Source organism: Streptomyces sp. A1136 (assembly GCF_004795055.1).
Classification (GTDB): domain Bacteria; phylum Actinomycetota; class Actinomycetes; order Streptomycetales; family Streptomycetaceae; genus Streptomyces.
In genome coordinates this window covers 184,320-206,712 of sequence record NZ_SSBJ01000003.1, presented here as the reverse complement: position 1 = coordinate 206,712, position 22,393 = coordinate 184,320, and the positions used below count along the sequence as shown (strand labels likewise).

The following is a 22,393-nucleotide window of genomic DNA, read 5'->3' as shown; positions in this document are numbered from 1 at the left end:
GCATGGGACGCATGCCCCTGGCCGACCGGCGGCGCCAGTTGACCGAGGCGGCGATCCGGGCGATGACGCGCGACGGCGTCGCCCGGACGACCACCCGGTCCATCGCGGCCGAGGCCAGGCTGTCCCTGAGCGTCTTCCACTACTGCTTCGACTCGAAGCAGGCCCTGCTGGAATCCGTCATCGAGACGATCACCGAGCACTGCATCGGGGTGGTCCGGGAGGCGCTCCGCCCCCGGACCACCCCGCACGCGACCACCTTGCACGAGACCATTCGGGCCGGCTTCCAGGCCTACTGGGACCACGTGGTGGCCCATCCCGGCGAGCACATGCTGACCTACGAGCTCACCCAGTACGCCGTGCGCCAGCCCGGCTTCGCCCACCTGGCCCGACGGCAGTACCAGTTGTACTCCGACACCTACGGCCTGCTCATCGAAGACCTCCGCGCCGTCATGGGATTCGAACTCGGCGTCCCGGCCGAGGTCCTCGCCCGGTACCTGGCCGCCATGACGGACGGCCTGACCCTGCACTTCCTCGTCCTGGGGGACGAGAAGGCCGCCGCGGAGATCCTGGACATGATCACCGACCACGTCACCGGCCTGGTGCGGGACGCCTGAGCGGGCCGCCGGACCCGGGGGCGCAGGGTCCGAGAACCCCAGTGGACGGTGGCCTCGGCGGGCGGTGGTCCCGGGCGGCGGTGGCCTCGGGCGGGCGGTGGCCTCGGCGGGCGGTGGCCTCGGGCGGCGGCGGCCTGGGGGTGGGGTGGCCGGCCTCAGCGGCGCGCCCGGCCCCGCGGCGTCGTCGGCACGGCGGACAGCTCGCGGTCCAGAGACCGTACGAGGGCCAGCGCGGCCGGCCGGTCCTCGGCGGGCAGGGCCCCCGCCAGGGCCCGCCACACCTCCGGGTCGTCCGCCCCCCACGGACTGCACACCCAGTCCGCCAGCAGCCTCCTGTCCGCCCGGGCGATCACGGCCGCCCGCGCCTGGTCCTCGATCCGGCGCCGCAACCGGGTGATCCCGGGGGCCGTGGAGGACGGCAGCAGGGGCCCCGGATAGCGGGAGAGGGCGGCCGGGACGGCGCCCGCCGCCAGGTGCCGGGTGACGGCGGTGAAATCGGCCTCCAGCGCGAAGGCCGCCCGATACGGGCGGGACAGCAGGTTCCGCGCACCCCACAGGCGCCGAAGCCTGGAGATCTCCGCCCGCAGCGTGACGGACGCGACGGCCTCGTCCTCGTACAGGGCGAGCGCCAACTCCTCGCCCGAAAGCCCCTCGGGGTGGTGCGCGAGCAGGGCCACGATCTCGCTGTGCCGCCGCCCCAGCGGGATCTCGCGGCCGCCGCTCACCAGCAGCGCCTCGTCACGGCCCAGCGCGGTCAGGGTGTCCTGGCCCGGGGCGGCCGGTTCCCGGAGGGCCGGCTGCGCCTCCGCCGCCCTGGCCACGGCCCGGACGAAGGCCAGCGAGTGCGGGTGGGCCAGTCCGTCCCCGCCCGTGATGTCCACCGCGCCGAGCAGTGCTCCGGTGAGCGGGTCGCGCACCGGGGCCGCCGCGCAGGTCCAAGGGTGCACGCGACGGTTGAAGTGTTCGGCTCCGAAGACCTGGACGGGTTCCCCGAGCGCGACCGCCGTCCCGGGAGCGTTGGTTCCCATCGCCGTCTCCGACCAGTGCGCGCCGGGGACGAAACCGAGCCGGTCGGCCCGGCGGATCGTACCCGGCTCGCCCTCCACCCACAGCAGCGTGCCCCGCGCGTCGCACACCGCCAGCAGGTGCGCGCCGTGTGCGGCGAAGGCGCCGACGAGGTCCCGGAACAGCGGCATTACCCGGGCCAGTGGGTGCTGGTCACGGTACGAGCGCAGCTCCGCCTCCGCCATGTCCACCCGCGGCGCGCACTCCGGGCTCACCCGGGCCCGGGCGCAGCGCCGCCAGGATTTCGCGATCACCGCCCGGACGGGAGGTTCGACGCGGCCGTCCCGCGTGAAGGCGTCGTGTGCCCGGCTCAGTACGCGGGTACGCTCCGCGGGGTCGGCCCCACGCGGCAACGCCACCGACGGATCGCCCATGTCGCCCTCCCTGGTGTCGCCACGGCCGGAGCCCGCGTCCACCGTAGTGCGCCCGTCGTCGCGACGGTCCGGCCTCGCGGATCTGTCCGGAAGGCGGCGCGTGCGGCGCGCCCCGTGGCCGGGAACGCGTGGCGGGGGTCACGCGTTGAAGGGGTAGTGGCCGACGCAGGAGGAGGTGTCCGCAGATGTCCACAGGCGGAAAGGTCGCGGTTGTCGGAGTGGTGGCAGCCCTCGTGCTGTTCGCCACGGTCGGATTCTGGGCCGGGCTCCTGGTCCTGATCGGCGTGCCCACGGTGGGGTACTTCATGCTGGACTCCTCGCAGCGGCGTCGGCTCAGGGGCATATCCGGGAAGCAGATCGGCCGCTGACGGCGGCCAGGGGGACGGACATGGAGAACGCGCGGGTCACGGCGGTCGCCGGCAACGGCGTCTACTCGTTCACCAAACCCCGGCGGGAGAGCATCACGCTCCTCGCCGGGCTCGGCGTCGAGGGGGACGTACACGCGGGGGTCACCGTCAAGCACCGCTCACGGGTGGCACAAGATCCGACCCAGCCGAACCTGCGGCAGGTCCACTTGATCCACCGGGAGCTGTTCGACGAGGTCGCCGGGGCCGGCTTCACCGTCGGACCGGGCCAGCTCGGGGAGAACGTGACCACGGAGGGCGTGGACCTCCTCGGCCTGCCGGTCGGGACCCTGCTGCGGCTCGGCGAGGAGGCGGTGGTGGAGGTGACTGGCCTGCGCAACCCGTGTCTCCAGATCGACAAGTTCCAAAAGGGGCTGCTCAAGCAGGTCGTCGGCCGGGACGAAGAGGGCCGTCCGGTACTCAAGGCCGGCGTCATGGGCGTGGTCCGGCACGGCGGCACCGTCCGCCCCGGCGATCACATCGCCGTCACCCTCCCGCCGACCCCGCACACCCGCCTCGCACGCGTCTGACGCTCGCAGGCGCCTGACGTTCGGGCGCGTCTGACGTTCGGACGCGTCTGACGTTCGGGCCCGACGCGGGGCGGGCCCTCTGTCCCTCAGGCCGGTCGACCCGCGACGCGGGCCAAGGCCGCCAGCAACCCGGGTAGTTCCGGCAGCTCGGGATGGGCGGGGAAGCCCTCCCGCGGGATGGCCAGAACCCCACCCGGCTCCTCGTCGAGCAGGACGAATGCCGCCTCGCCGGTACGCGCCACCAGCGACCAGCCGGGCCCGTCCGCCCGGAGCGTCCGCGCGCCCTCCTCCGCGAAGGAGGATCGCACCCGGCCCGGCGGCGGCGTCTGCTCCGCGTAGCCCGCGGCCTCCTCCAGCGCCCGGGCGAGACCCGGGTGGGCGGCGGCCGTGGCCCCGCCGTCCGTCGCCACGCGCTCGCGCCAGTCGGCCCACTCCCGCGCGATCTGGTCGGCGCCCAACCGGCGCTGCACGGGTCCCCACGCCTCCGCCGAGGGCGGGGCAAGCGGCACGCGTCCCGTGCCGTCCGCGCCCTGCTCGGGATCGTGCGGCTCGGGTATGCCGGAGGCGGAGACCGTGAGCTGTAGCGGCCAGCCCGCCAGCGAGACCACTATGGTCCGCTCGTCGGGGGACAGGTCGTACTCCATGCCGCAGTCCCAGGAGGCGATCGCGGTCGCCACCAGCGCGACGTCGTCCACGACGACCGTCCACCGCGCGCCGTCCTCGTCCTGGCCGAGCACCAGCCCGTACCCGTCCGCGACGGGCGGCACGCCCAGGAGCGCGCACGCCTCGGGAAAGTCGTCGCCCAGGACCGTCGGGAACCGGGTGGGGGTCAGCAACACGGCGGTCAGCACGTACAGCGAACCCCCGTCCTCCGCTTCTGACACGTGGCCTCCTCCCGATCCGGTCGCTCGCTCGTCGGCGCACCTTAACCAGTGGGTAACTCACCCGTCGAGAGCCTGCGGCAGTCGATTTTCAAGCCGCGCACGCGCACGACGAGTTGAGCTCCCACCCCGGAAGGACCGGTGTCGGGCCGGGGGAGCGGAAGGGCACGGCGCACGGCCGGACCGAGCCGGGGAGCGGATCTCGACCGTCGCCTTCAGGGCGCCCGGCCGCGCGTGGCAGTGGAAGCGGGAAGGGCTCCGCGGGCCGGCTGCCCGTCCGTCGCCCTCGCACGCCGACCCGCGACGGGGTCAGGGGCGGCGGAGGGCCACGACCAGGAACCGGTCGTCCTCGTCCGCGTACGAGGTCGTCTCCCAGCCCGCCGCCGACAGCAGCGGGTACAGGTTGGGCGCCGCCCGCAGATCGTCCGGGGACAGTTCGCGCCCATGGCGAGCGGCGAGCGCCGCCCGTCCGATCGGGTGGAACAGTGCGAGGTGCCCGCCCGGGCGGACCACCCGGGCGAGTTCACGCAGGTTCGACTCCGGATCGGGCAGGTGCGCGATCAGACCCGCCGCGAACACCGCGTCCAGCACGCCGGTGCGCAACGGCAGGCGGGCGACGTCGGCGAGCAGCAGAGTCGCGACCTCGTCCCGTCCGGCCTCCCGCGCGGCGGCCAGCATCTGCGGGGTGACATCCGCGCCGATCACCGTCCCCGCGGGCCCGACGGTCGCGCGCAGCGCGGGCAGCGCCCGCCCGGTGCCGCAGCCCGCGTCGAGCACCCGGTCCCCCGCGCGCAGACCGAAGTCGGCCACGGCGCGTGTGAAGGCCGGGCCGTCCTCGGGAAACCTGCGGTCCCAGTCCGCGGCCCGCGACCCGAAGAACTCCCGGACATGCGTGTGGTCTTCGCTCATGGCCCCATGATCTCCCACGCGCGCGCCTCCGGTCCGCCGTTCCGCGCGTCGGGCGTGGACAAGGTGACATGCGGCGTGATCGAAGACGAACGTAGCTCTGTCATATTCCAGCAGTTCCAGCGGCTTTCGAAATGCGCCCCTTGTTCGCGCCCTCACCCGCACTAGCGTCCGTTGGCCATGGGACACCTGCACCACGCCGCCTATGGCTGGCTGACACCCGCGCTGTCATACGTGATGGCCTGCATCGGCGCCGCCCTCGGGCTGCGCTGCACCGTCCGTGCCCTCGCCGCGACCGGAACCACCCGCCGCAACTGGCTCCTGACCGCCGCCTCCGCCATCGGCACCGGCATCTGGACCATGCACTTCGTCGCCATGCTCGGGTTCGAGGTCACGGGGACCGACATCCACTACGACGTTCCGCTGACCATCCTCAGCCTCCTCGTCGCCGTGCTGGTCGTCGGCGCGGGGGTCTTCGCCGTCGGTTACGGCAGGGGCCGCGGCAGGGCCCTGGTCCTCGGCGGCCTCACCACCGGCCTCGGCGTCGCGAGCATGCACTACCTGGGCATGGCCGCCCTGCGCCTGCACGGCACGGTCTCCTACCGTCCGCTCACCGTCGGGCTCTCGGTCGCCATCGCCGTCGTCGCCGCGACCGCCGCCCTGTGGGCCGCCCTCCACATCAAGTCGCCGCTGGCCGTCGCCGTCGCCTCGCTCGTCATGGGCGCGGCCGTCAGCAGCATGCACTACACCGGAATGCTGGCTGTCGCCGTCCGCGTCACCCCCTCCGACGCGGCCCTGCCCGGCGCGACCGCCATGCAGTTCATCTTCCCCCTCGCCGTCGGACTGGGCTCTTACCTCTTCCTCACCTCCGCGTTCGTGGCGCTGTCCCCGACCGCCGACGAACGGGCCGCCTCCACCTCGGCGCGCGACCTCGGACAGAGCGCCGTGGGAGCCCGCTGACCGTCCGGCCCCGCCGGCTCACCCGGCCCGCTCCCTCGAACGCCCGACCCGACCACACCCTCCGCACCGCCCCGAACGAGGAGCCCCATGCGCACAACCCGCAGGAGACCGGAAGCCGCGCCGCCGAGGACGTCCGCGCCCCCGGCACGTGGCCGCCGGGCGCACGCCGGGCCGGCCGCCGAGGAGCCGTCGGGCGGGTCGCCCGGGGACACCTCGCGGCGCGGGGCCCGGCGAGGCGCCGGGCCCGGCGTACGTCTGCGCCCCGGCACGGTACGCGCCAAGGTCGTCTGCCTGCTGATGGTCCCCGTCGTCTCGCTGCTCGGCCTATGGGCTTTCGCGACGGTGAGCACCGCCCAGGACATCGCCCGCCTCAGCCGCGCCCGTCGCGTCGACGCGCAGATGCGCACCCCCCTGCGGGCCGCCCTCACCGAACTCCAGGCGGAGCGGCGGGCCGCCGTCCGCTTCCTGGCCGATCCCGCGGCCGAGCAGGGCTCCGCACTGGAACAACAGGCCCGGCGCACCGACGCGGCCGTGCGCCGGCTGCGGCTCGGCGACCGGAACACCGTGGCCGACTCCGGCGACCACCCGGCGGAGGTGGTCTCCCGACTCGGCGCCTTCGTGGCCGCCGCCGAAGCGCTCGGCCCGTTCCGCAAGGAAGTCACCGACCGGCGGGCGAGCCCCGACACCGCCTACGAGACCTACACCCGCGTCGCCGACTCCGACCTCGCCGCCGCCGGGTCGCTCTCGGGCGGCCGGGACCCCGAACTCGGGGCCGCCGACCGGGTGCTGCTGGAGTTCGACCGGGCCGGGGAACTGCTGGCCCGGGAGGACGTGCTGTTCGCCCTGCCGGGGGCCCGGAACGCGGCGACGCCACGCCGCCTGACCGGTGTCATCGAGACCCGGCGCGCGGTCACCGACGCCGCCGCGCGAGACCTGCCGGACGCCGGCCGGCGCGCCTGGGAATCCGTGACGGGCAGCGCCCCCTACACCGAGCTCACCGGGGTCGAGGAACGGGCGCTGGGCGCGGCCGCGACGCCGAACGGGACGTCGGCGGGCGGGACCTCGGCGAGCGGGACGACGCCGAACGGGACGTCCGCGGGCGGGACCTCGGCCAAGGAGACCCGCGGGGTGCCCTCCGGATGGGACTCCGCGTACACCGGCGTCAGCGCTTCCCTGCGCGACATCGCGGAGGCCGCCCGTGCCGGTGCCGCCGACCGAGCCGCCCCGTTCGCCGAAGGCGCGTTCGGCGCGTCCGGCGCCGCCGTGCTGCTGGGTCTGGCCGCCGTCGCCGCCTCCCTCGTCATCTCCGTACGCATCGGGCGCGGCCTGGTCGTCGAGCTGGTCGCACTGCGCAACACCGCCCTGGAGATCGCCCACCGCAAGCTCCCGCAGGCCATGGAGCGGCTGCGGGCCGGGCGCGAGATCGACATCGACGCCGAAATCGCGCCCGCGCCGGTCGCGGACGACGAGATCACCCAGGTCGGCGAGGCGCTGTCCACCGTCAACCGGGCCGCCCTGAGCGCCGCCGTCGAACGGGCCGAACTCGCCGACGGGGTCAGCGGCGTCTTCGTCAACCTCGCCCGCCGCAGCCAGGTCCTGGTGCACAAGCAGCTCACCCTGCTCGACTCCATGGAACGGCGCGCCGACGACCCGAACGAACTCGGGGACCTCTTCCGGCTCGACCACCTCACCACCCGGATGCGGCGGCACGCCGAGAGCTTGATCATCCTCTCCGGCGCCGCTCCCGGGCGGGCATGGCGGTTGCCGGTACCGCTGACCAACGTCGTCCGCGCCGCCGTCTCCGAGATCGAGGACTACCAGCGCGTCGAGGTCCGCCGGCTCGCCGAGGCCGCCATCGTGGGCGGCGCCGTCGCCGACCTCACCCACCTGCTCGCCGAACTCATCGAGAACGCGGCCCAGTTCTCGCCGCCGCACACCAAGGTCCGGGTCAGCGGCGAGCCGGTGGGCGCCGGGTACGTCGTCGAGGTCGAGGACCGTGGGCTCGGCATGGGCGGAACGTCGCTCGACGAGGCGAACCGCCGCATCGAGCAGTCCGAGGCACTCGACCTCTTCGACAGCGACCGCCTCGGACTGTTCGTCGTCAGCCGGCTCGCGACCCGGCACGGCATCCGCGTGCACCTGCGCACGTCACCGTACGGCGGCACGACGGCGGTGGTCCTGCTTCCCAACGCGTTGATCCAGGGCGCCATCGCCCCGGGCGCCCGGCCCCACGGCGCGGAGCGGGCGCGGCCGGTCGGCGGGGCGGCTCCGGGGCCGCGCACCGAGCGGCATCCGGCGGCCGGTGACCTACGGGAACCCGCGCGTGCTGCCGCGGACCCGGACTCCGAGCCGGACCCGGACTCCGAGGACCCGTACCCCGACCTCGACTCGGAGTCGGGCCCGGGCCCGGCCGGGGGACCGGACCCGGCCGGGGCGCCGGAGCACGGGCGCCCCGCCCCGGTGGCTTCGCTCCGGCCGCGCGGTCCCGGTCGCGTCGACGGCGCGATCCGGATCCCCGCCGCACCGACGCCGGTCACCTCGCCCGTCACCAGGCCCGTCGCCGCCTCGGTGACCGAACTGCCGCGCAGGGTCCGCCAGGCCAGCCTGGTCCCGCAGCTGCGCGAGGTGCCCGACCCGGTGGACCCGGTCGCGGCGGGTCGCTTCGAGGACCCACCGGGCCGCAGCCCCGAGCAGGTCCGCGACCGGATGGCGGCGTACCGGGCCGGCTGGACCCGCGGCGCCCAGGAACAGTCCCCCCATGACGGCAGCGAAGGAGAATCACGATGATCGAACAACGGAGAACCGGTCCGGACGGGGTCCACGGGTCCGGCGAGCTGGACTGGCTACTGGACGACCTGGTGGTACGGGTCAGGGAGGTCAGCCACGTGGTGGTCCTGTCCAACGACGGCCTGGCGGTGGGTTCGTCCAGCCGGTTGAGCCGTGAGGACGCCGAACACCTGGCCGCCGTCGCTTCGGGGTTCCAGAGCCTCGCCAAGGGCGCCGGGCGACATTTCCGCACCGGTGGCGTGCGCCAGACGATGGTGGAGATGGACGACGGGTTCCTCTTCGTAGCGGCGGCCGGGGAGGGCTCCTGCATGGCCGTGCTCAGCGCCGCGGGCGCCGACATCGGGCTGATCGCCTACGAGATGGCCCGGCTGGTGAAGCGGGTCGGCGAGCACCTCTACACGCCGCCCCGGTTCACGGCGCGACCGCCTGCCGCCGGTTGAGGGCGGCGGCCGCACAGATGGAAGAGCACTGGTACGACGCGGCGGCGGGCCCGCTCGTGCGTCCGTACGCCATGACCGGAGGGCGCACCAAGCCGGGCCCGCACGGGGTCCGGTTCGACCTGATCGCCTTGGTCGTCGTGGACCGGTCGGGCCCCGAGGCCGCGGACGAGGCGCTGCTCGGTCCCGAACACCGGGCGCTGCTCGGGCTGTGCCGGGCGCAGACGCAGTCCGTGGCGGAGCTCGCGGCCGACGCCGACCTGCCGGTGGGCGTCGTACGGGTCCTGTTGGGGGACCTGCTGGAGGGAGGCCACGTGAAGGTCAGCCGCCCGGTGCCGCCTGCCCAGCTGCCCGACGAGCGGATTCTGCGGGAAGTCATCGAAGGATTGCGAGCACTGTGATGGGACTGCGGGACGACGGTCCGGCCCCGGGCGACGGAGCGGACGACGAGTCGGCGCCACTCGCCTTGAAGATCCTCGTGGCCGGTGGTTTCGGGGTCGGCAAGACCACCCTGGTCGGGTCGGTCAGCGAGATCAGGCCGCTGCGGACCGAGGAACAGCTCAGTCGCGCGGGGGAACTCGTCGACGACACGGGCGGCGTCGGCCGCAAGACGACCACGACGGTGGCCATGGACTTCGGCCGGATCACCATCAGGGCGGGGCTGTCCCTCTACCTCTTCGGCACACCGGGGCAGGACCGGTTCTGGTTCCTTTGGGACGAGCTGTCGCAGGGCGCGCTGGGTGCGGTGGTGCTGGCCGACACCCGCCGCCTGGAGGACTGTTTTCCGGCCGTCGACTACTTCGAGCACCGGCGTATCCCGTTCGTGGTGGCGGTCAACTGCTTCACCGAGGCGCGGCGGTACGGGGCGAACGAGGTGGCGCGGGCGCTGGATCTGGAACAGGGGACACCGGTCGTGCTGTGCGACGCGCGGGACAAGGACTCGGGGAAGGAAGTGCTGGTCAGGCTGGTCGAGTACGCGGGGCGGGTGCACACCGCCCGGATGCTCGACTCGGTGGGCCCCCCGACGGCGCCCCACTGATCGCCGGGCGCGGCGGTCGTCGACGGTGCGGGGGCGGCCCGGGGCGGCTCGCGGCGACCCGGGCGGGCGTCCGCCGCTCCTCTTGAGTCATTTCCGAGCCGGAGGTCCGTGCTCCTTGCCGGGAAGGAGCTGGTGGGGAAGGCTTGCGGACGACCGAGCAGGGTGGGGCGCGGCCGCGTGGGCCGCGCCGACGGGGAGGGGCTCCACATGGCACTGGACAAGCAGCTCGACTGGCTGTTGGACGATCTGACGCGCAGGGTGCCACAGGTCCGGCACGCGGTGGTGCTGTCCAACGACGGGCTGGTCACCGGTGCGAGCGCGGGGCTGGCGCGGGAGGACGCCGAGCACCTGGCGGCGGTCGCGGCCGGGCTGCAGAGCCTCGCGAAGGGTTCGGGGCGGCACTTCCGGGCCGGTGACGTGCGTCAGACGATGGTCGAGTACGACGAGGGGTTCCTATTCGTCATGGCGGCAGGCGCGGGCAGTTGCCTGTGCGCGCTGAGCGCGGCGGAGGCGGACATCGTCCAGGTCGCGTACGAGATGACACTGATGGTGAACCGGGTGGGCGAGCACCTGGGCGTCACGGAGCGGCGGATCACGGGCGGCTGACGGGAGTTGTCCACAGCCCCTGCGCCTTTCGTCGCTCTCGGTTACGGTCTTCACACAGAGTGATCGTCACTCGTGGGGGAGGACCGTGATGAACAGTGATGTGCGGGTGTGCGCCGTGTTGGACGAGCCCGGGCGGGTCGTGCCGGAAGCGCGGGCGGAGCAGCGGGCGGAGACGACGGCGGACGCCCCGCGGGAACCGCTGTTCGGTGCCGTGCGGGCGGCCCGGGAACTGGGTCTGAAGCGGGGCGAGTTGGCCCGCGCCGTCCAGCTGGGGCTGGTGCGCGCCGGGCCCCGTGCGCCCGGCGGAGCCGCCCGCTTCACCCGGGCGGAAGTGGATCGGGTCCGCGCCGCCGAGGGGTTCCCGCAGGCGCTGCGCGGGCGGGTCGAGACCGTGGCCGGCGCGGACGCCGCGGCCGAGGTGCTGGGGATCGGGCCGAGCCGGTTGACCCGGCTCGCGCGCTGCGGGCACCTCGTCCCGATCGGCTACCGGATCAACCGGTACCGGGCCGTGGTGTGGCTCTATCTGGCGGCGGAACTGCGGGAGTTCGCGGTCCGGGAGGCCGGGATGCTGACGGGGATCGCATCTCCGGCGGACCGGGAGCTGATCGCGGCCAGGACGGACCTGCGGCCGCGGGCGTGGCGCGGGCGGCATGTGGGGTTGCTGCTGAGACGGACCGCCGACCCCTGGGAGCGGGCGGCCGTACTGGCTTCCGTCCTGCCGGAGGAAGAGGTCCGGGCGGTGGTGCCCGACCCGGCGGAGCGGATCGTGCTCGCCGCCCTCGCACCCGCGCCGCCGTACGGGCATCCGCGGCTTCCGGCGGCCGCGGCCGTCGCGTCGCGGCTGTCCCGGGCGCAGGACCCGGATGAGATCCACTGGTACCGCACCAGCCTCGACTTCGCCCTGACCGGGGCGCGCGGTCAGTCGAAGTCGACGGGGGAGAGGGGGCCCACGTAGACCCAGGCCCCGCCCTCCCGGGAGAAGCCGCTGAGTTCGTGCAGGGACCCGGTGTGCCGTCCCTCGCGGTAGTGCGCCCGGAACTCCACCGACCCCTCAGTCTCGAACATCCCGCCGCGCTCGACGGCGAGCACCTCCAGCCGCTCCCAGCGCTGCCCGGGATCGAGTTCCAGACCGGCCGGGCGGGTCGAGGAGTGCCAGGAGCGCAGCAGGTAGGCGGTGTCGCCGACGGCGAACGCGCTGAAGCGGGAGCGCATGAGCAGTTCGGCGGTGGGGGCCTGCCGCCCGCCGGTGTGGAAACGGCCGCAGCACTGCGGGTAGGCGGCGGGCAGCCCGCAAGGACAGGGGAGGGCCGGCGTGGGCATGCTGGGGCTCAGTTCTTCGGGGACGAGGGAGCGGACGGCGAGGAGGAGTCCGTCGCGGCGGAGGTCGACGCCGCGGACGGATACGGGCGGAAGAGGCCTTCCTGGACCACGGAGACGAGCAGTCGGCCCTCCAGGTCGTAGATACGACCGCGGGCCAGGCCCCGGCCGCCGTGCGAGATGGGCGACTCCTGGTCGTACAGGAACCACTCGTCCGCCCGGAACGGCCGGTGGAACCACATGGCGTGATCCAGGGAGGCCATGTCGAAACCGCGCATCCCCCACAGGGGTTCGACGGGGATGCGCACGGCGTCGAGGAGGGTCATGTCACTGGCGTAGGTGAGTGCGCAGGTGTGGACGAGAGGGTCGTCGCCCAGCGGGCCGACGGCGCGCATCCACACCGCGCTGCGCGGGTCGGCGTCCTTGAGCTCCTGCGGAGTCCAGCGGAGCCGGTCCACGTACCGGATGTCGAAAGGCTGACGGCGGGCCATCCGCTCCAGCGCCTCGGGCAGCGCGCCCAGGTGCTCGCGGATCTCGTCGACCAGCTTCGGGAGCGAGTCCGGGTGGGGGAAGTCGAGGCGAGGAGGCAGTTGGTGTTCGATGCCGCCCTCCTCCGGGTGATGGAAGGAAGCGGTCAGATTGAAGATGGTCTTGCCCTGCTGGACCGCGGTGACGCGGCGCGTGGTGAAGGAACGCCCGTCGCGCACCCGCTCCACCTGGTACACGATCGGTACCCCCGGGATGCCGGGGCGCAGGAAGTACGCGTGCAGCGAGTGGACCGGGCGGTCGCTCTCGGTGGTGCGGCCGGCGGCCACCAGCGCCTGGCCGGCGACCTGCCCGCCGAAGACGCGCTGGAGGGACTCCTGGGGGCTGGCGCCCCGGAAGATGTTGACCTCGATCTGCTCCAGGTCGAGCAGATCGACCAGTCTCTCGGCGGGGTTCGTCATCAGGGGATCTCCACTGTCAGGTCCGACCGGGTCCGGCGGGTCCGGTGGTGCGGGCTTGCGGGGGCGGGTCAGAGCTCGCCGAGCTCACCGACCGAGGTGACGCGGATGACCGCCCGGCCCTCCTCGTCGGAGGCCGCGAGGTCGACCTCGGCGCTGATGCCCCAGCCATGGTCCCCGTTCGGGTCGGCGAAGGTCTGCCGGACGCGCCACAGGCCGTGCGCCGCGTCCTCCTCGATCTGCAGGAGCTTGGGTCCGCGCGCGTCGGGGCCGGTGCCGAGGTCGTCGTACTCGTCCCAGTAGCGGTCCAGGGCCTCGCCCCAGGTGTCGGCGTCCCAGCCGGAGTCGCCGTCCAGCTCTCCCAGCACGTTGACGTGGTCCAGTGCGGCCAGCTCCACCCGGCGGAACATGGCGTTGCGCACCAGGACCCGGAAGGCGCGCGAGTTCGCGGTGACGGGCTTGACCTGGTCGGCCTTCTCCTGGGCCTCCTCCGCCGTCTCCACCTCCGGGTTCGCCAGCTGCTCCCACTCGTCGAGCAGGCTGGAGTCCACCTGGCGCACCAGTTCGCCCAGCCAGGCGATGAGGTCCTGGAGGTCCTCGGACTTCAGGTCGTCGGGGATGGTGTGGTCCAGCGCCTTGTAGGCACTGGCCAGGTAGCGCAGCACGATGCCCTCGGTGCGGGCGAGTTCGTAGTAGGAGGTGAACTCGGTGAAGGTCATCGCCCGCTCGTACATGTCGCGGATGATCGACTTCGGGGAGACCGGGTGGTCGCGCACCCAGGGGTGGCTCTTGCTGTACACGTCGTAGGCGTGCAGCAGCAGCTCTTCCAGCGGCTTGGGGTAGGTGACGTCCTGGAGCCGCTCCATCCGCTCCTCGTACTCGATCCCGTCGGCCTTCATCGCGCCCACGGCCATGCCGCGTTCCTTGTTCTGCTGCGCGGCCAGGATCTGGCGGGGGTCGTCCAGGGTGGATTCGACGACCGACACCATGTCGAGGGCGTAGGAAGGGGACTCCGGGTCCAGCAGGTCGAAGGCGGCGAGCGCGAAGGTGGACAGCGGCTGGTTCAGCGCGAAGTCCTGCTGGAGGTCGACGGTGAGCCGGATGCTGCGGCCCTCCGCGTCCGGTGTGTCGAGCCGTTCGACGACGCCGCCGTCCAGCAGCGAGCGGTAGATGGCGATCGCCCGGCGGATGTGGCGCAGCTGGGCCTTGCGCGGCTCGTGGTTGTCCTCCAGGAGGTGGCGCATCGCCTGGAAGGCGTCGCCCGGACGGGCGATCACCGAGAGCAGCATGATGTTGGTGACCTTGAAGCGCGAGGTGAGCGGCTCCGGATCGGCGGCGATCAGCTTCTCGAAGGTGGTGTCCGACCACGCCACGAAGCCCTCGGGCGCCTTCTTCCGGACCACTTTGCGGCGCTTCTTGGGGTCGTCGCCGGCCTTGGCCAAGGCCTTCTCGTTCTCGATGACGTGCTCGGGCGCCTGCGCCACGACATAGCCCGCCGTGTCGAAGCCGGCCCGCCCGGCCCGGCCGGCGATCTGGTGGAACTCGCGGGCGCGAAGGGTCCGCACCCGGTTGCCGTCGTACTTGGTGAGCGCGGTGAACAGCACCGTGCGGATCGGGACGTTGACCCCCACGCCGAGGGTGTCGGTACCGCAGATGACCTTCAGCAGGCCGGCCTGGGCCAGCTTCTCCACCAGGCGGCGGTACTTGGGCAGCATGCCGGCGTGGTGCACGCCGATGCCGTGGCGGACGTAGCGGGAGAGGTTCTGGCCGAACTTGGTGGTGAAGCGGAAGTTGCCGATCAGCTCCGCGATCTTGTCCTTCTCCTCGCGGGTGCACATGTTGATGCTCATCAGCGACTGCGCCCGCTCGACCGCCTGTGCCTGGGTGAAGTGCACGATGTACACCGGGGCCTGCCGCGTCTCCAACAGCTCGGTGATGGTGTCGGTGATCGGCGTGGTGACGTACTCGTACGACAGCGGGACGGGTCGGGTCGCGGAGCGGACCACCGTGGTCGGCCGCCCGGTGCGCCGGATCAGGTCCTCCTCGAACCGCTTCATGTCGCCGAGGGTCGCCGACATCAGGACGAACTGGGCCTGCGGCAGTTCCAGCAGCGGGATCTGCCACGCCCAGCCGCGGTCCGGCTCGGCATAGAAGTGGAACTCGTCCATGACGACCTGGCCGATGTCGGCGTACTTGCCGTCGCGCAGGGCGATGGAGGCCAGTACCTCCGCCGTGCAGCAGATCACCGGCGCGTCCGCGTTCACCGAGGCGTCACCGGTCAGCATGCCGACGTTCTCGGTGCCGAAGAGCTTGCAGAGGTCGAAGAACTTCTCCGACACCAGAGCCTTGATCGGAGCGGTGTAGAAGGTGACCTTGTCCTGGGCCAGGGCGGTGAAGTGCGCCCCCGCCGCCACCAGGCTCTTCCCGGAGCCGGTCGGGGTGGACAGGATCACGTTCGCCCCGGAGACGACCTCGATCAGCGCCTCCTCCTGCGCCGGGTACAGGGTGATGCCCTGCTCCTCCGCCCACGAGGAGAAAGCCTCGAAGAGGGCGTCGGGGTCGGCGTTCGGCGGGAGCTGATCAATGAGGGTCACACCCCCCATCTTGCCTGGCTTCCCACCGGATCAGACAACCGGCGGCGGGAAGGAAGATCATCGACTGTACGCTGTGCCGTCGACGCGGCCCGAGCGAATCAGTCACCGGGGCCCTATACGACCGAACCGGGGCGGGAAAAGAACCATGATGGGTCCGGCGCACTCTCTGTCCGGCGCGGCGGCCTGGCTGGGGGTGGGGGCGGCCTCCGCGGCCGCCGGACACCCCATGCCGTGGCCCGTCCTCGTCGTCGGCGCGCTCATCTGCGCGGGCGCCGCCCTCGCCCCCGACCTCGACCACAAATCGGCGACGATCTCCCGCGCCTTCGGCCCGCTCTCCCGGGGGCTGTGCGAGGTGGTGGACAAGATCTCCTACGCCGTCTACAAGGCGACCCGTGCCCCGCGCGACGCCCGCCGCTCCGGCGGACACCGCACGTTGACCCACACCTGGCTGTGGGCCGTCCTCATCGGCGCCGGGTCCTCCGTCCTCGCGGCCACCACCGACCGCTGGGGCGTCCTCCTCCTGCTCTTCGTCCACCTCGTGCTGGCCGTCGAAGGCCTGCTGTGGCGGGCCGCCAGGATGTCCAGCGACATCCTCGTGTGGCTCCTGGGCGCCACCAGTGCCTGGATCCTGGCCGGTGTGCTCGACCAGCCCGGCAACGGGGCGGGCTGGCTGTTCACCGGACCCGGCCAGGAGTACCTGTGGCTCGGCCTGCCGATCGTGCTCGGCGCCCTGGTCCACGACATCGGCGACGCGCTGACCGTCTCCGGCTGCCCGATCCTGTGGCCGCTCCCCATCGCCGGCAAGCGCTGGTACCCCATCGGTCCGCCCAAGGTGATGCGCTTCCGGGCCGGCAGCTGGGTGGAGCTCAAGGTCCTCATGCCGGTGTTCATGCTGCTGGGCGCGGTCGGCGGCGCGGGAGCCCTGAACTTCATCTAGGCCGACCTTCGGGCAGGCCATCCCTCCCCGCCCTCCCGCCCTTCCCGCTCAGGCTCCGACCCGAGGCGCCTGCGACACATTCGGGCGAGTGCCCCGGCCGGCCGGGCGCCGGGGTCCCGGAGCCGGCCGGGGGTGCGGTTCGCGCCGTTTCGCCGCGGGTGGGGCAAAGGCGCCCGGGCCGCATACCGGCCCGCGCGAAGACGGCGCGTACGGGTCCGCGGGCGCCCCGTACGGCGCGCGGCCACCTGCCCGTGCCCGGCGACGGTACGGCGCGTACCGGCTCATTACGGCCACGGACCCGGCCATGCCCGTTTCCCCGCGATGTATAACGTTCGGCGGGCGTGACGACCGCCCGTGCGGGGGCGAGGAGCGGGTTGTGAGCGGGATAGTGATCCATCTGCCGCCGGGAAGCGGCGGCGCGGGGGGCGCGGAGCCGGGCGGCGACGGGGTGACGTTACGGCTCGGCCCGGGGCAAGTGGCGCGATTCGGGCGCGGATCGGCCACCACGCCCGTGGAACTCCGCCTCGTCGACGCCGCCATCTCCCGACTCGCGGGCGAGATCCGGGTGACCGACGACCACTGGCAGCTGAGCAATCTCAGCCCGACGCACAGCTACCTGGTGGAGAACCCCGAAGGAGCGGGCGAGTACCTGCGGGTGCCGCCGCGCCGGGCCGGGGCGCCCATCCCCTTCGAGTTCTCCCGGGTCGTGCTGCCCACCCGTCGCGACACCACCGTCTCCTTCCAGGTCTTCGCCCCCGATCACGTCTACCTCGACCCGGACGCCCTCGGCGGCGCGGGCGGCCAGTGGGGCGGACGCACGGTCACCGCCTACTCCCTGGACGAGACGGCCACCTACTTCCTCGTCCTCGTGGCGCTCTGCGAACCGCGACTGCGCGACGAGTCACCGGTCGCGGTGCCGACCACGCCCCGCATCGTCGACCGGCTCAGGGGCCATCCGGCCTGCGGCAGGCTGACGGCCCGGGCGGTCAGCTCGCACATCGACTACCTCGCCGAGGAGAAGATGCGCGTCGCCCCTCCCGGCGGGCAGGACCCCGGCCGCGGCGCCCGCCGCAACGGCAAGCGGGAGTCGATCGTCGGCCTCGCCCTGCGCTTCGGGCTCGTACGGGAGGAGCACCTGGCACTGCTGCCGCTCCGGAGCGGGACGATCCCGCACGACGAGCCGATCGGAGGAGGGGAAGGTGCACGGCCCGGCCGACACCTCGGGAAGTGACTGCACGGAACTGCTTCCGCGCGGCTACCGAGTCGGGGACTGGGAGGTCACCGAGCCCATCGCGGCCGGCGGTTGGGGGACGGTCTACGCGGGACGCGCGATCGGCGAGGACCGCCCGACGGCGCCCGGGAACCCGGCGCCCGCGGTTCCGGCGCCCGGGCGCCCGACCCCCGCCATCCCGGCGCCCGGGGTCGCCTTGAAGTTCCTGCCGACCTCGGGGCTCGCCCCGCGCCAGGCCCGCAACGTCGTGGACACCGCCCGCCGCGAGGTCGAACTCGGCCGCCGCGCCGGCCATCCCCGGCTGATCCGCCTCCTGGACTCCATCGTGCTCAACGAACCGGACCACCCCTTCCTGGACGGCGCCCTCGTCCTCGTGATGGAGCGTGCCCGGCACAGTCTGCGGGACCTCCTGCGAGCCGGCGCCCCGAGCGAGGCGGAAGGCGCCCGCCTGATCACCGAGATCTGTGAGGGACTCGCCCACCTGCACCGCACCGGCTGGGTGCACGGCGACCTCAAACCGGACAACATCCTGCTCATGGCGGACGGTTCCGTCAGACTCTCCGACTTCGGCCTCGCCGCCGAGCTCACCGGCACGCACGGCACCCACGGCTACGCGCCCCCGATGGGCACCTTCGACTACCTCCCGCCCGAGCGGTGGAAGGCCCCCCTCGGGGAACACGGCGTCGAGGTCCGACCGAGCGCCGACATCTGGGCCCTCGGGATCGTGATCCACGAGGTGTTCACCGCCGGGGCCCCGCCGTTCCCCGGCGCCACGCCCATGGCACGCGGCGCGGCGACCCAGGCGTACGCCGACGGCCGGGCCCCATTGCGCCTGGACCCCGCGGTACCGCCCTTCTGGCGCGCCCTGGCCGCCGACTGCCTGGCCCCCACCCACGCGGCCCGGGCCGCCCACACCGCCGAGAGCATCCTGGCCCGCGTCGCCGCCCGGCCACAGGCGCGCGAGGAGCCCCGTCCCGCCCCCGCGGGCCGCACCCGCCGGGCCGTCCGCGTCGCGCTCGTCTCCGCGCTGCTCTGCGGGACGGCCGCCGCGAGCGGACCGTACACCGCGGCCGACGCCCCGCACGCCCCCGGAATCCGAACGACCGACCGCATACGGGTGTTCAACGCCGAACCGAGCTGCACCTCCCGCACCGACCGGGACCCGGACTGCAGCCTCGGCCTGGCCATCGACCCCCAGCGTCCCTACACATCGGACAACGTCGTCCCGACGCGGGTGTGGCAGGGCGACGAACTGGCCGTCGACTGCTTCCTCGCGCACGGCATCCCCATCATCGACGAGCGGGACACCTGGTCCCCCCGGTGGTTCCGCGTCCGCCTGCCCGCCGGCTCCCCCCGGCTCACCGCCTGGCTGCCCGCCGTCCGCACGAAGGACCGCCCCGAGGTCCCTCCCTGCCCCGCGCCGGCCCCCGAAGGCTGACCCGCCTCCCCGCATCGCCCGCCTCCCGCCCATCCCTATCGGAGCCGGCCCGGCGCTGTCACTCCGGATCGTTCCGGATGCCCTCCGCGCCGCGACCGCGACTAGCTTGCGGGCTGTCGGCGGGCCGATCACGTGCGCACCTCGCCCCGGCACGCCGAACGCCTGTGCAGAACAAGGTGATTCCGACGCGAAGGAGCTGGAACGTGCGTGGCACGAAAGCTGGGCGTGCGAGATCCCTGACGGCGGTCCTGCTGGTCACGGCGGCGGTGACGGCCCTCGGCGGCGGCCCCGCGTCCGCGCGGAAGGCAGCCGACGTACCGGGCCCCCTCGGGCACGCCCTGACGGCGGAGTTCTACTGCGACATCCCCCCGGACCGGGACATCGCCGTCACCCGCAAGGTCTACGAGGTCGGACAGCGCCGGGGAGTGTCCGACAAGGTGATGCTCGCCGGTTTCGAGACGGGCTGGGTGGAGTCCCGGATGAACAACCTGGGCTGCGGGGACCGGGATTCGCTGGGCGTCTTCCAGCAGCGGCCCTCCCAGGGCTGGGGCTCTCCCGAGCAGGTCATGGACGTCGACTACGCGGCGAACAAGTTCTTCGAGGTCGCCCAGCAGATGGAGCCCGGCATGGAGGGCGCCGGCGCCGGGGAACTCGCCCAGGCGGTCCAGCGCTCCGGCTATCCGGAGCGCTACCCGCAGGCGGAGGGCGTCGCCCGTCAGATGCGCGACGAGGCCTTCCAGCCCTACGGGACGATCGGCGCCAGGTACGAAGCCACGGGCGGGCACGACGGCCCCCTCGGATGGCCGCTGCGCGCCGAGGAACCCGCCCAACTGGGTGGCCGGTTCCAGCTCTTCCAGAACGGGATCGTGATCTGGCATCCGGACGCGGCGTTCGCGGTGTACGGGGAGATCTTGGGGAAGTTCTGGGCGACGGACGCGGAGCGGCGTTGGGGTTTCCCGACGATGGACGAGGCGGACGCGGCGCCGGCGCCGAACGGGACGCGGGGCCGGTACCAGTTCTTCGAGCAGGGTCTGTTCATGTGGTCGTCGCGGACGGGGACGCATGTGGTCCACGGTGCGATCTATCAGGCGTTCCACGCGGGTGGTCATGAGGGCGTGTTCGGCTATCCGGTCGGTGACGAGACCGACGAGCCGGGCGGGAAGGTCCAGCGGTTCCAGAACGCGAGCATCCACTGGAGCCCCGACCGGGGCACCTGGACCACCACCAACTGAGCGGGAGACGCCATGAGATCGCTGATCCTTCGGCGCGTGGCCAAGGCGACGGCACCGCTCCTCGCGGCCCTCGCGGTCACCTTCCTCCCGGCGCCCACCGCGAGCGCCTCCGAACCTGACGGCTCGATCGGGCGCGGTGAGGTCATGGACCGCGCCTGGTCCTGGGTCGCCGAGCAGGTGCCCTACAGCCAGAGCGGCTGCCACGCCAACCAGTTCGGCTGCTACCGTCCCGACTGCTCCGGCTTCGTGTCGATGGCCTGGCACCTGGGCTCGTCCTTGACGACATGGAGTCTGTGGAACGTCACCTTCGACATCCCCGCCGCCGATCTACAACCCGGCGACGCGCTGTTGCGCGACTCCGGAGGCACGGACCACGTGGCGCTGTTCGCCCGCTGGGCCGACGCCGCCCACACCCAACCGGTGGTGCGCGAGACGTACGACTTCGGGCACGTGGCCGAGGAACGGGTGTGGGGCGACGGCCTGCGCGGGTTCACCCCCCGCCGCTACAACACGCTGGACGACCTGATGCCGTACGGCGCGATCAGGGCCAAGTACGACAGCATGGGCGGCCTCGACAGCGTGTTGGGGCCGCCGACCTCCGGTGAACGTGACTCCATGATGGGCGGCCGCTTCCAGGGCTTCCGCAACGGGATCGTGATCTGGCATCCGGACGCGGCGTTCGCGGTGTACGGGGAGATCTTGGGGAAGTTCTGGGCGACGGACGCGGAGCGGCGTTGGGGTTTCCCGACGATGGACGAGGCGGACGCGGCGCCGGCGCCGAACGGGACGCGGGGCCGGTACCAGTTCTTCGAGCAGGGTCTGTTCATGTGGTCGTCGCGGACGGGGACGCATGTGGTCCACGGTGCGATCTATCAGGCGTTCCACGCGGGCGGTCATGAGGGCGTGTTCGGTTATCCGGTCGGTGACGAGACCGACGAGCCGGGCGGGAAGGTCCAGCGGTTCCAGAACGCGAGCATCCACTGGAGCCCCGACCGGGGCACCTGGACCACCACCAACTGATCCATCCCCCTACCCCTGACCAGGAGGTCATCGTGAGCGAACACCGCCCCACCCGCAGGAGTCTCCTGAAGTCCATCGGCGGGCTCTCCGCCGCCATGGCCCTCGGTGGCGCGGGCGTCCTCGGGACGGCATCGGCCGCGAGCGCCGCCGACGACGGCTTCGGACTGCGCATCGTCGACCGCAACGAGGGCGACGCCCGCATGTGGTACTACCGTTTCCAGACCGACGCGATCGGCTGGCAGCCCGCCGTCAACGTGCTGCTCCCCGACGACTACCACACCGGCGGCCGCACCTATCCCGTCCTCTACCTCTTCCACGGCGGCGGCACCGACCAGGACTTCATCACCTTCGACCGTCTCGGCATCCGTGCCTGGACCGCCGGCAGGCCGATCATCGTCGTGATGCCGGACGGCGGCCACGCGGGCTGGTACTCCAACGCCGTCACTTCCAACACCGGCCCCCGCAACTGGGAGGCCTTCCACATCAACCAGCTCCTGCCCTGGGTCGAGGCGAACTTCCGGACGTTCGCCGAGTACGACGGCCGCGCCGTGGCCGGGTTCTCGATGGGCGGGTTCGGCGCCCTCAAGTACGCGGCCAAATACTGGGGCCACTTCGCCTCGGTGAGCTCCCACTCCGGTCCGGCCAGCGTGCGCCGTGACAACGGGGCGGTCGTCCACTGGGCCAACCTGTCCTCCGCGGCCCTCGACCTCGCGGGCGGCACGGTCTACGGCGTGCCCTGGGACCAGGCCCGGGTGACCGCCGACAACCCGGTCGAGCGCGTCGAGAGCTACCGCAACAAGCGGGTCTTCCTCGTCGCGGGCACCAGCCCCGACCCGACCAACGCGTTCGACTCTTTCAACGAGACGCAGGTCCTCGCGGGCCAGCGGGAGTTCCGCGGCCTCCTCGACCGGGCCGGGATTGCGCACGAGTGGCACGAGGAGCCCGGTGGCCACTTCGTCCGCGACTACATGATGTGGCGCGATCTCGACGGCATCATCGACCGCCTCCGCAAGGCGTAGAGGCGCCCCTCGCGGCCTCGCGGACACCACCGACCCACGCGTGGCGTCCGCGAGGCTC

At 72.9% G+C, this 22,393-nt stretch carries 22 protein-coding genes; 16 read left to right on the top strand and 6 right to left on the bottom strand.

The window, feature by feature from the left end:
* Nucleotides 1-2: 2 nt before the first annotated feature.
* Nucleotides 3-614 (top strand): TetR/AcrR family transcriptional regulator, encoded by a 612-nt coding sequence (locus E6R62_RS04315; RefSeq protein WP_136211492.1) that lies wholly within the window; start codon nucleotides 3-5, stop codon nucleotides 612-614.
* A gap of 155 nt (nucleotides 615-769) precedes the next feature.
* Here E6R62_RS04315 and E6R62_RS04310 read toward each other — a convergent pair whose 3' ends face one another.
* The gene (locus E6R62_RS04310; RefSeq protein WP_136211490.1) at nucleotides 770-2,053 is read right to left on the bottom strand and encodes a GAF domain-containing protein; all 1,284 of its coding nucleotides are present in this window, start codon (nucleotides 2,051-2,053) and stop codon (nucleotides 770-772) included.
* Nucleotides 2,054-2,238: 185 nt separating this feature from the next.
* On the opposite strand from E6R62_RS04310, the gene E6R62_RS04305 reads away from it, so the two are divergent.
* Together E6R62_RS04305 and E6R62_RS04300 are read left to right on the top strand one after the other, a co-directional pair.
* Nucleotides 2,239-2,421, top strand: coding sequence for a hypothetical protein (locus E6R62_RS04305; RefSeq protein ID WP_136211489.1), 183 nt, complete (start codon nucleotides 2,239-2,241; stop codon nucleotides 2,419-2,421).
* A gap of 20 nt (nucleotides 2,422-2,441) precedes the next feature.
* On the top strand, nucleotides 2,442-2,987 hold the full coding sequence (locus tag E6R62_RS04300; protein ID WP_136211487.1) for an MOSC domain-containing protein: 546 nt from the start codon (nucleotides 2,442-2,444) through the stop codon (nucleotides 2,985-2,987).
* Between the two features lie 86 nt (nucleotides 2,988-3,073).
* Here E6R62_RS04300 and E6R62_RS04295 read toward each other — a convergent pair whose 3' ends face one another.
* Both E6R62_RS04295 and E6R62_RS04290 read right to left on the bottom strand, forming a co-directional pair.
* The gene (locus E6R62_RS04295; RefSeq protein WP_136211485.1) at nucleotides 3,074-3,871 is read right to left on the bottom strand and encodes a hypothetical protein; all 798 of its coding nucleotides are present in this window, start codon (nucleotides 3,869-3,871) and stop codon (nucleotides 3,074-3,076) included.
* 306 nt (nucleotides 3,872-4,177) lie between these two features.
* Nucleotides 4,178-4,777 carry a class I SAM-dependent methyltransferase gene (locus E6R62_RS04290; protein WP_136211483.1) on the bottom strand — a complete coding sequence of 200 codons (600 nt, stop codon included), beginning with the start codon at nucleotides 4,775-4,777 and terminating at the stop codon, nucleotides 4,178-4,180.
* A 177-nt stretch (nucleotides 4,778-4,954) separates the two neighbouring features.
* Between E6R62_RS04290 and E6R62_RS04285 the strand changes: the two genes are divergently transcribed.
* The 7 genes from E6R62_RS04285 to E6R62_RS04255 all read left to right on the top strand — a co-directional run bounded on the left by E6R62_RS04285 (nucleotide 4,955) and on the right by E6R62_RS04255 (nucleotide 11,558).
* Nucleotides 4,955-5,734, top strand: coding sequence for an MHYT domain-containing protein (locus E6R62_RS04285; protein ID WP_136211481.1), 780 nt, complete (start codon nucleotides 4,955-4,957; stop codon nucleotides 5,732-5,734).
* Between the two features lie 87 nt (nucleotides 5,735-5,821).
* A complete protein-coding gene (locus tag E6R62_RS04280) occupies nucleotides 5,822-8,521 on the top strand; it encodes a nitrate- and nitrite sensing domain-containing protein (RefSeq protein ID WP_136211479.1) in 2,700 nt (899 codons plus the stop codon).
* Nucleotides 8,518-8,961: a roadblock/LC7 domain-containing protein gene (locus E6R62_RS04275; RefSeq protein ID WP_136211477.1), complete on the top strand. Its 444-nt coding sequence runs from the start codon at nucleotides 8,518-8,520 to the stop codon at nucleotides 8,959-8,961. The genes E6R62_RS04280 and E6R62_RS04275 overlap by 4 nt, the downstream gene beginning before the upstream one ends.
* Nucleotides 8,962-8,978: 17 nt before the next feature.
* A complete protein-coding gene (locus E6R62_RS04270) occupies nucleotides 8,979-9,359 on the top strand; it encodes a DUF742 domain-containing protein (protein WP_136211475.1) in 381 nt (126 codons plus the stop codon).
* Nucleotides 9,359-9,997: an ATP/GTP-binding protein gene (locus tag E6R62_RS04265; RefSeq protein WP_136211473.1), complete on the top strand. Its 639-nt coding sequence runs from the start codon at nucleotides 9,359-9,361 to the stop codon at nucleotides 9,995-9,997. The genes E6R62_RS04270 and E6R62_RS04265 overlap by 1 nt, the downstream gene beginning before the upstream one ends.
* Nucleotides 9,998-10,204: 207 nt before the next feature.
* On the top strand, nucleotides 10,205-10,603 hold the full coding sequence (locus E6R62_RS04260; protein ID WP_136211471.1) for a roadblock/LC7 domain-containing protein: 399 nt from the start codon (nucleotides 10,205-10,207) through the stop codon (nucleotides 10,601-10,603).
* A gap of 88 nt (nucleotides 10,604-10,691) precedes the next feature.
* Nucleotides 10,692-11,558, top strand: coding sequence for a DUF6397 family protein (locus E6R62_RS04255; RefSeq protein WP_136211470.1), 867 nt, complete (start codon nucleotides 10,692-10,694; stop codon nucleotides 11,556-11,558).
* Here the strand turns inward: E6R62_RS04255 and E6R62_RS04250 are convergent.
* The 3 genes from E6R62_RS04250 to E6R62_RS04240 form a co-directional block, all read right to left on the bottom strand.
* Entirely contained in the window at nucleotides 11,522-11,923 is a 402-nt protein-coding gene (locus E6R62_RS04250; RefSeq protein WP_136211468.1) for a YchJ family protein, read from the bottom strand. The genes E6R62_RS04255 and E6R62_RS04250 overlap by 37 nt on opposite strands.
* Before the next feature lie 8 nt (nucleotides 11,924-11,931).
* Complete coding sequence (locus tag E6R62_RS04245) at nucleotides 11,932-12,867, bottom strand: acyl-CoA thioesterase II (RefSeq protein ID WP_168713955.1); 936 nt, start codon at nucleotides 12,865-12,867, stop codon at nucleotides 11,932-11,934.
* 68 nt (nucleotides 12,868-12,935) lie between these two features.
* Nucleotides 12,936-15,458 (bottom strand): RNA helicase, encoded by a 2,523-nt coding sequence (locus tag E6R62_RS04240; RefSeq protein ID WP_136211466.1) that lies wholly within the window; start codon nucleotides 15,456-15,458, stop codon nucleotides 12,936-12,938.
* A 145-nt stretch (nucleotides 15,459-15,603) separates the two neighbouring features.
* Between E6R62_RS04240 and E6R62_RS04235 the strand changes: the two genes are divergently transcribed.
* The 6 genes from E6R62_RS04235 (at nucleotide 15,604) to E6R62_RS04210 (ending at nucleotide 22,335) form a co-directional block, all read left to right on the top strand.
* The gene (locus tag E6R62_RS04235) at nucleotides 15,604-16,395 is read left to right on the top strand and encodes a metal-dependent hydrolase (protein ID WP_136211464.1); all 792 of its coding nucleotides are present in this window, start codon (nucleotides 15,604-15,606) and stop codon (nucleotides 16,393-16,395) included.
* A 376-nt stretch (nucleotides 16,396-16,771) separates the two neighbouring features.
* The gene (locus E6R62_RS04230) at nucleotides 16,772-17,626 is read left to right on the top strand and encodes a serine/threonine protein kinase (RefSeq protein WP_240801460.1); all 855 of its coding nucleotides are present in this window, start codon (nucleotides 16,772-16,774) and stop codon (nucleotides 17,624-17,626) included.
* Nucleotides 17,595-19,064 (top strand): serine/threonine-protein kinase, encoded by a 1,470-nt coding sequence (locus tag E6R62_RS04225; RefSeq protein ID WP_136211462.1) that lies wholly within the window; start codon nucleotides 17,595-17,597, stop codon nucleotides 19,062-19,064. Before E6R62_RS04230 ends, E6R62_RS04225 begins: the two co-directional genes overlap by 32 nt.
* Nucleotides 19,065-19,267: 203 nt before the next feature.
* Nucleotides 19,268-20,296, top strand: coding sequence for a hypothetical protein (locus tag E6R62_RS04220; protein WP_240801459.1), 1,029 nt, complete (start codon nucleotides 19,268-19,270; stop codon nucleotides 20,294-20,296).
* A gap of 12 nt (nucleotides 20,297-20,308) precedes the next feature.
* Entirely contained in the window at nucleotides 20,309-21,316 is a 1,008-nt protein-coding gene (locus E6R62_RS04215; protein WP_136211458.1) for a hypothetical protein, read from the top strand.
* Between the two features lie 32 nt (nucleotides 21,317-21,348).
* A complete protein-coding gene (locus tag E6R62_RS04210) occupies nucleotides 21,349-22,335 on the top strand; it encodes an alpha/beta hydrolase family protein (protein WP_206308641.1) in 987 nt (328 codons plus the stop codon).
* Nucleotides 22,336-22,393: the final 58 nt, after the last annotated feature.

What these genes read in the sequence shown, in the direction of transcription:
- E6R62_RS04315 (WP_136211492.1), top strand. Translation starts at nt 3, where the DNA reads ATGGGACGCATGCCCCTGGCCGACCGGCGGCGCCAGTTGACCGAGGCG.
- E6R62_RS04310 (WP_136211490.1), bottom strand. Translation starts at nt 2,053, where the DNA reads ATGGGCGATCCGTCGGTGGCGTTGCCGCGTGGGGCCGACCCCGCGGAG.
- E6R62_RS04305 (WP_136211489.1), top strand. Translation starts at nt 2,239, where the DNA reads ATGTCCACAGGCGGAAAGGTCGCGGTTGTCGGAGTGGTGGCAGCCCTC.
- E6R62_RS04300 (WP_136211487.1), top strand. Translation starts at nt 2,442, where the DNA reads ATGGAGAACGCGCGGGTCACGGCGGTCGCCGGCAACGGCGTCTACTCG.
- E6R62_RS04290 (WP_136211483.1), bottom strand. Translation starts at nt 4,777, where the DNA reads ATGAGCGAAGACCACACGCATGTCCGGGAGTTCTTCGGGTCGCGGGCC.
- E6R62_RS04285 (WP_136211481.1), top strand. Translation starts at nt 4,955, where the DNA reads ATGGGACACCTGCACCACGCCGCCTATGGCTGGCTGACACCCGCGCTG.
- E6R62_RS04280 (WP_136211479.1), top strand. Translation starts at nt 5,822, where the DNA reads ATGCGCACAACCCGCAGGAGACCGGAAGCCGCGCCGCCGAGGACGTCC.
- E6R62_RS04275 (WP_136211477.1), top strand. Translation starts at nt 8,518, where the DNA reads ATGATCGAACAACGGAGAACCGGTCCGGACGGGGTCCACGGGTCCGGC.
- E6R62_RS04270 (WP_136211475.1), top strand. Translation starts at nt 8,979, where the DNA reads ATGGAAGAGCACTGGTACGACGCGGCGGCGGGCCCGCTCGTGCGTCCG.
- E6R62_RS04265 (WP_136211473.1), top strand. Translation starts at nt 9,359, where the DNA reads ATGGGACTGCGGGACGACGGTCCGGCCCCGGGCGACGGAGCGGACGAC.
- E6R62_RS04260 (WP_136211471.1), top strand. Translation starts at nt 10,205, where the DNA reads ATGGCACTGGACAAGCAGCTCGACTGGCTGTTGGACGATCTGACGCGC.
- E6R62_RS04255 (WP_136211470.1), top strand. Translation starts at nt 10,692, where the DNA reads ATGAACAGTGATGTGCGGGTGTGCGCCGTGTTGGACGAGCCCGGGCGG.
- E6R62_RS04250 (WP_136211468.1), bottom strand. Translation starts at nt 11,923, where the DNA reads ATGCCCACGCCGGCCCTCCCCTGTCCTTGCGGGCTGCCCGCCGCCTAC.
- E6R62_RS04245 (WP_168713955.1), bottom strand. Translation starts at nt 12,867, where the DNA reads ATGACGAACCCCGCCGAGAGACTGGTCGATCTGCTCGACCTGGAGCAG.
- E6R62_RS04235 (WP_136211464.1), top strand. Translation starts at nt 15,604, where the DNA reads ATGATGGGTCCGGCGCACTCTCTGTCCGGCGCGGCGGCCTGGCTGGGG.
- E6R62_RS04215 (WP_136211458.1), top strand. Translation starts at nt 20,309, where the DNA reads ATGAGATCGCTGATCCTTCGGCGCGTGGCCAAGGCGACGGCACCGCTC.